This is a genomic window from Lysinibacillus sp. NPDC095746, from assembly GCF_044763535.1.
Lineage (GTDB): Bacteria > Bacillota > Bacilli > Bacillales_A > Planococcaceae > Lysinibacillus.
In genome coordinates, this window is record NZ_JBIWGL010000023.1 from 60,867 (window position 1) to 67,718 (window position 6,852).

Annotated in this window: 5 protein-coding genes; 2 read left to right on the top strand and 3 right to left on the bottom strand. The window is 35.3% G+C overall.

Annotation, left to right across the window (positions count from 1 at the left end):
• Positions 1 to 125 precede the first annotated feature (125 nt).
• The gene (locus ACIQ7N_RS17025) at positions 126 to 1,058 is read left to right on the top strand and encodes an NlpC/P60 family protein (protein WP_402934221.1); all 933 of its coding nucleotides are present in this window, start codon (positions 126 to 128) and stop codon (positions 1,056 to 1,058) included.
• Between the two features lie 223 nt (positions 1,059 to 1,281).
• Here the strand turns inward: ACIQ7N_RS17025 and ACIQ7N_RS17030 are convergent, their stop codons facing one another.
• Positions 1,282 to 2,667 (bottom strand): UDP-N-acetylmuramoyl-tripeptide--D-alanyl-D-alanine ligase, encoded by a 1,386-nt coding sequence (locus tag ACIQ7N_RS17030; RefSeq protein WP_142507865.1) that lies wholly within the window; start codon positions 2,665 to 2,667, stop codon positions 1,282 to 1,284.
• A 131-nt stretch (positions 2,668 to 2,798) separates the two neighbouring features.
• Entirely contained in the window at positions 2,799 to 4,193 is a 1,395-nt protein-coding gene (locus tag ACIQ7N_RS17035; protein ID WP_402934225.1) for a UDP-N-acetylmuramoyl-tripeptide--D-alanyl-D-alanine ligase, read from the bottom strand.
• A 149-nt stretch (positions 4,194 to 4,342) separates the two neighbouring features.
• On the opposite strand from ACIQ7N_RS17035, the gene ACIQ7N_RS17040 reads away from it, so the two are divergent.
• On the top strand, positions 4,343 to 5,545 hold the full coding sequence (locus tag ACIQ7N_RS17040) for an ATP-grasp domain-containing protein (RefSeq protein ID WP_402934241.1): 1,203 nt from the start codon (positions 4,343 to 4,345) through the stop codon (positions 5,543 to 5,545).
• Positions 5,546 to 5,631: 86 nt separating this feature from the next.
• Here ACIQ7N_RS17040 and ACIQ7N_RS17045 read toward each other — a convergent pair.
• A partial coding sequence (locus tag ACIQ7N_RS17045) for a UDP-N-acetylmuramoyl-tripeptide--D-alanyl-D-alanine ligase (RefSeq protein ID WP_402934227.1) occupies positions 5,632 to 6,852 on the bottom strand: 1,221 nt, incomplete at its 5' end.

Genomic DNA, 6,852 nt, shown 5'->3' on the forward strand with positions numbered 1-6,852 from the left:
GAATCCCCATCCAGCGTGGTAACAATTTCCTCAAAGAAGCCCTACTTTTTCATGCTACGATTAATTCCAGTGACAAACCAAATTAGGATTAATCCTAACAATAGCTTCAGGAGGAAATTAACAACATGAATAAACGATTTTTAACAACAACATTAGCATTGACGATAGGTTTTAGCACAGTGGGGATGGTACAGCCAACTGTTCAACCTATAGAAGTTGAGGCTGCAACAACAAATGCCTTTAATAACTCACAAGCTGTTAATGCGAAAGCAGATCAACTAATTCAAACTGGAAAAAGCTTAATTGGTAAGGCGACTTACAGCAATTCTGTTTACAAGACTACATACCCTTATAAGTTTTCTTGTGCTTCATTTATTATGTACATTTTCGAGAAAAATGGGGTTGACCTCGGAACCTATAATGAGGATTATATGTTACAGCAAGGAACACCTGTTAGCAGAAACCAATTACAAAAAGGTGATTTACTATTCTTTAAGAGTAAAAAAACTGGGACAGACCCTGACCACGTTGGTATGTATATTGGGAACAATAAAATGATTCACATGGCTGATTCTAAACAAAATATCGTTATTTCTGATTTAAATGGCAAACCATATTATACAGATAATTATGTAGGGGCCCGTCGAGTATTACCTACATTACTGTCAGCTAATCCTGCAACGAAAGGCGATAAAATTGTTGAAAACGCCTTTAATTATAAAAACAAAGTAACGATGGGCTCTACAAATAATGAAGCAAGTCTTCGCTTTACAGCGCCGGGCTATGTAGACTTCATCTATCGTAAGAGTGGAGTTAAACTTGGTGCAACTAATGTAAAGCAACTAATGAATGTTGGAACAACGGTTTCACGTACCAATTTAAAAAAGGGTGATTTAGTGTTCTTTAATAGTGTTAAAGGCTCTAAAACCCCTTCACTAGTTGCTATCTATGCAGGAGATCAACGTATTATCATTCCAAGCTCTAGTGGTATTTCTACAAGAGTACTAATGGTTGACTATTATAAAGAGCATTATATTACAGCAAAACGTGTTTTTTAAGAACGTTTACTAGAATCATTTCAAATACTTGAATTTACAATGCTCAACACAATTAATGTTTGCTGGAACAAATGTGTTTCAGCAAACATTAATACCGAACTATCCAATGAAACGCTTATGAAGGGTTTCGGAATAGTTCGGTTTTTCTAGTTATTGTGTTTTGTTAATTTAGAGATTATTTGGCTTTATGAAGGAGCCATTTCGTTATGTCCAAGCTTGTTAATTATTTACGTTTTAACTGATTCGCAAATTCTATCATAGATCTGCTAGACATTGGACCTTTAATAAGGACAATGGTTTCACTATCAAGCTTCTGCTTTAGTACATCTAAAACACCTGTCACATCTTTAAACTTATGAACATCTGCCTTGGTGCCGTCCTTTAACGCTTGGTTCGCAATATTTTCTGCTCTATTGCCAATAGTAATAAGCGTATCAATAGTTCTTTTCGCAACCATTGTGCCAATCTCTCGATGATATTTTTCTTCGAAGTTTCCTAATCTCTTAATGTCACCTAAAATAAGAATTACTTTCTTCCCTTTTCCTATCGTATCTAAAACCTTTAGTGCCGCTTCAACAGAAGTCGGGTTATTTGTCCAAGTATCATCTATTATAGTACATTTACCGATGCCTGTAGAAAATTCTAAGTGTCTTGCCATCGCTTTGAACGTTTTTAATTGCGAAATTGCAACAGCAATGGAAAGTCCCATTTCCTTTACGGCAGCTATAGCCGCTAATGCGTTATACACTTGGTGTTCTCCGTATCCTGGAACAAATAAATTGTATTTGTTATTTGACACTTTTAGTACAAATTTCATGCCGCCTTTTGTAAATTGTATATTCGTAGCTTGATAATCTGCCTTTTCGTTAACGCCAAAGGTAATAATCTTTCCTTTAAATTTATTTAGGGGGATTTTTTTAATGTTTTCATCATCACCATTAATGATTAACGTGCCATCTTTTCTTATTCCTTCTACAATTTCAGCCTTTGCCTTGATATAGCCATCTAGATTATTGCATCCATCTAAATGATGGACACCGATATTCGTAATAATACCAATCGTAGGCTGATAGATCATACATTGGTGTTTAATATTACCGATATTACCTAGCCCTAATTCAAAGATAGCTGCTTTTGTATTCTGATCAATTCCAGTCAAGTACGGTAAGGATTGCCGTGGCTCATTTTTACTACTGACAGATGCTTGAACATTCCATTCCTTACTAGCTATATGTTTAATCATTTCTTTCGTTGTCGTTTTACCACATGTTCCGGTCAAAGCAACGACTGGTATTTGAAATAAATTTCTGTAATGTCCCATAAATTTCCAATAGGCATGCAAAATAGTCTTGACGCGTATAACGGTCGTATTTTTCAGCGCATTTTTCAATTCCTCTGATGATTTATCAGAAATGACAAGAGATGGTCCCTTTCGATCTATTTCTTGCCAGTTAATTTGATCACTTTTACTAACAAACATAAGTGTATGATTTTGAGTCAGTTCATGTCGGTTATAATAAATTGCATGTTTAACAGACCAGTGTTCAGAACCGCTTAATAATTCTCCTTGTAATAATTTTCTTATATCGCTCACACTTATATGTTGCAAGTTAACTACGCCCCCTTTCTATAAAATTATTTCTGAATAAATGCGTATCATAGTTTATGCATTTCTAGCAATTAACTATAAATATGCTCTTTCTAGTAAATGATAAAAAATAATATTTATTTAGGTGAAATCTATTCAGAAGTTGAAGATTTTTTTATTTTTAAATCATCTGCCAACTTAGAAACTTCTTTACTATACATATCACCTTTAATGAAAAGAACTGTATTTTCATCTACAATTTCTTCTAACAATTTATAGACGCGCGTACTATTTTTAAAAATATACACAGGTGAACTCATTCCTGCCTCAATGGCGTGAAGCGCCATAATACTTGCATGTTCCCCTATCGTAATCAGTACATCGACTCCAATTTCACTAATTAATTCTCCCGCTTGTTCGTGAATTATATATCCCCAAGACCCTAAATCTGTTATCGTCCCAATAATGGCAATCTTTTTCTTGCCTTCTCCGAGAGCCTTCAAAACCTTTAATCCTGCCTCCAAAGAAGTAGTCGTTATATTCCATGTATCATCTAGTAATATGGAATTATTAATGCCCTTAAACACCTGAAGCTGCTTATTTAATTTTCGGAATGATTGCAGTTGTTCAGCTGCTAAAGAAATCGGCAAACCCATTTCACAAATAGCTGCAATTGCCGTGAGCGCATTATATACTTGATGCTCGCCAAAACCTGGTACATAGATTTCATAGAGTTTCTTCTTGTGATAAACATTGAACAGCATACCATTTTTGTGGTAGCGAATATTTCTTGCCTGAAAATCACAGGATTCATGCTTACCTACTTTTATAATGCGTCCTTGAAACTTCGATAAATCTATTTTACTGGTGTTGACATCATCAGCATTAAGGATTAAGGAGCCTGTGGGACTAATAATGTCCAGCATTTCACCCTTTGCTTGGATATACCCCTCTAAAGTTTTACAATAATTTAAATGGTGTGCCCCAATATTTGTAATAATCCCAATAGTCGGCTTGAAATAGTCCCCCGCAAGTTTGATGTCCCCCGGTGAACCAACAGCAGTTTCAAAAACGGCTGCATCGGTACGATCATCAATATTCAGTAAATATTGTAAAGAAGCAGTTCTAGAATTACTACTAAGTGGCGTGGATACTACATTTTTTTCTGCAGCAAGGATATGTTTGATCATTTCCTTCGTCGTCGATTTTCCAGAAGTACCCGTAATGGCTACTACAGGGATCTTAAATTGATTACGATAAAAATTTACAAACTTCCAATAGGCCTCATCTGAATCTTCTACTCTAATCATAATTATTTGCTCAGGTAATTCATTTTGACTGTATCGTCTATCGGTTACAAGCACTATAGGATAAAGTGACTTATACTCTTTCCAGTTCACAATACGCTTATTTGTAAAAAGGACGGTATTTGGTTTTTTCACTTGCTTCAGTCGATAAGCTCCATGTTGAATCAACACTTCGTCCGACCCTTGCACTAATTGGCCTGCAGTTATCGCTTTTAAATCCTGCACCGTAAGAGGCTTCATATCAATCTCCCCTCCTTTCCCCTCTAGTATATGTAACTTCTTAAAAGTTGCTTGGATGGATGCAAGATACATAACTAGAAGAAATCTATTTCTTCGCATATATATATAGTTGATTAAGTATCTAACGAACAATAGAAGGAGTGATATAACTGAAAACAATTATATTTATCGGCACTAACAAATCCGGGTCAAGTCGTGAAGCAACAAGAGCAGCAGAAAACCTAGGTTATTATACTGTCCTTTTTACAAACAACAAAAAGCAATTACAACAGCGAAAAGCCTACCCAGATATTCATAAAATGATTCTTATTGATACTTCGAATATAGAGGACATGAAAGATGAAATTTATAATTTAACTAAAACTGGGTTAGAAATAAAATCTATTGTTAGTTTTGTCGATCCTTTTGTCCATATTGCCTCAATTTTATGTGATGAATTTTGCGACAACTATACATCTTCAACAGCTATCGAAATAATGGAGGATAAAGAAAAAACGAGAAATTTTTTAAAAAACCAGCCTTATTCTCCTAAGTTTTTTCTTCTCAAGCCAAATGAGTCCTTTTCTAATAACATAGAGTTTCCACTTATTGTGAAATCTCCAAAATCAACAGGCTCCAAAGATGTATTGTTAGCAGACGACTCAGACCAACTGAAGAAACATCTGAGCCATCTGCGCAGCAAAAATCCCCGTGAAACAATAATGATTGAAGAATATATCGAAGGCCCACAATATTTAGTAGAAGCACTTGTCTATAAACGGCAAGCTAATATCATCGGTATTATTGAACAAGAAATTACTCAAGGTAAACGTTTTATCATTACTGGTTATGGTGTTCTCGTTAAGGCTCCGAAAGAAATTCAAGCAGGCCTTGAGGAAGTTCTTCAGTCTATTGTTAAAGCGTTTAACATCGAAAATGGTGCTCTGCATTTAGAGCTTCGTTTAACAAAGAATGGCTGGAAGCTTATAGAGATTAATCCACGAATCTCAGGGGGAGCAATGAATACGATGCTACACGCCGCCTTTGGATTTAATTTAGTGAAAGAAACACTTAAAGTATTTTTAGGTGAGCGTCCCGATATCAAACCAAAGCATAGAAAGTTTGTCTATACAAAATACGTCATTGTGGAAAGTAAAGGGATTTTAGAAAAAGTTATTGGAAGAAATAAAGCAGCTCATTCACCTGGAGTTGTGGATGTATATGTGAAGCCGAGAAGAGGGACATTGCTAATCCCTCCCTTATCGATGGGACATCGTTATGCATATGTAATCGCGGAAGGTGCAACATTAGCGGAAGCTAAAAATAAAGCCATTAACGCCGCAAAAGAAATAAAGTTCATTCTTAAATCTTAATTTCTTTCAATGCCCTCATTATTTAGCTATAAAAAATATCCCGAATAATTGTATCCTTCAAAAGGTCAATTACTCGGGCTTTTTATTTATTCTTGAAATTTTTGATCTAAAAATTTAACCGTATCAAACATATTCGTTTTACTAGCACCCTTTACTAAAATGGTGTCGTGAGGTTGTATCACTTTCTCTAAGAGTTCATGTAATTCATCCTTATTCAGGAAATGATAAATTTTAGAAGGATCCATCCCTACTGCCTTCGCTGCTGCGCCCATTTCCTCCGTTCTAAAACCATAAGTGATGAATAAATCTATGTTATGCTCGTAAATGTATTCGCCCAATTTACGATATTCCTCTTCTCTCAAATCCCCTAATTCTCGCATTTGACCAATAATAGCAATTTTACGTTTCTTCGCTATATTTGTAAGAACATCAATAGCAGCACGTACGCCCTGAGGATGGGAGTGAACGGTATCGTCAATAACTGTAATATTATCGCGACAGTTATAAATTGTTAATCGTCTAGGTGGTTTTTTGAAATTTAGCCCTGTTTTAATATCTGCTGGACTAAATCCTAAATAATCTGCAACCGCAATGGCATTGAGTGCATTATATACATGATGTTCTCCTAAAATTGGGATATACATTGCAATTTCCTGCCCATGCAGCTTTATTTTAAAGGACATACCAATGTCTTTATATTGAATATCATAAGCTTGATAGTCCGCTGTGCTATGAATACCTACTGTTAGGATTTTTCCTTTAAATTGCTGTGTCTCTAAATACTTAGAATTATCATCGTCCTTATTCAGGATTAATAAACCGTTTTGGTCCATCCCATGTATTAATTCCGATTTCGCCTTGGCTACTCCTTTAATATCTCCATCAAAATTACCTACATGAGCTAAACCGATATTTGTAACGATACTAATATTCGGTTGGATAATGCTACAGTGATTTGTTATGATACCTGGATAAGCCATCCCATACTCAAGCACTACAGCCTCATGTGAAGCATTAATTTCTTCTTTATGTTTTTTTGTATGCTCTGTTGTATTCCAATAATCTTTTGACTCAAAGATATTCCATTTTACCGATAAAATGGAGGCAAGAAATGCTTTTGATGTTGTTTTTCCAGCACTGCCGGTAATCGCAATAATCGGTAAAGCCTTTTCTTTTGCTAAAGGTTTTTCTTCTGGTAAAGCTTTTTGTTCTGGTAAAGCTTTTTGTTCTGGTAAAGCTTTTTGTTCTGGTAAAGCTTTTTGTTCTGGTAAAGCTTTTTGTTCTGGTAAAGCTTTTTGTTCTGGTAA

Coding starts and splice junctions, on each gene's coding strand:
- ACIQ7N_RS17025 (WP_402934221.1), top strand. CDS start 126: ATGAATAAACGATTTTTAACAACAACATTAGCATTGACGATAGGTTTT.
- ACIQ7N_RS17035 (WP_402934225.1), bottom strand. CDS start 4,193: ATGAAGCCTCTTACGGTGCAGGATTTAAAAGCGATAACTGCAGGCCAA.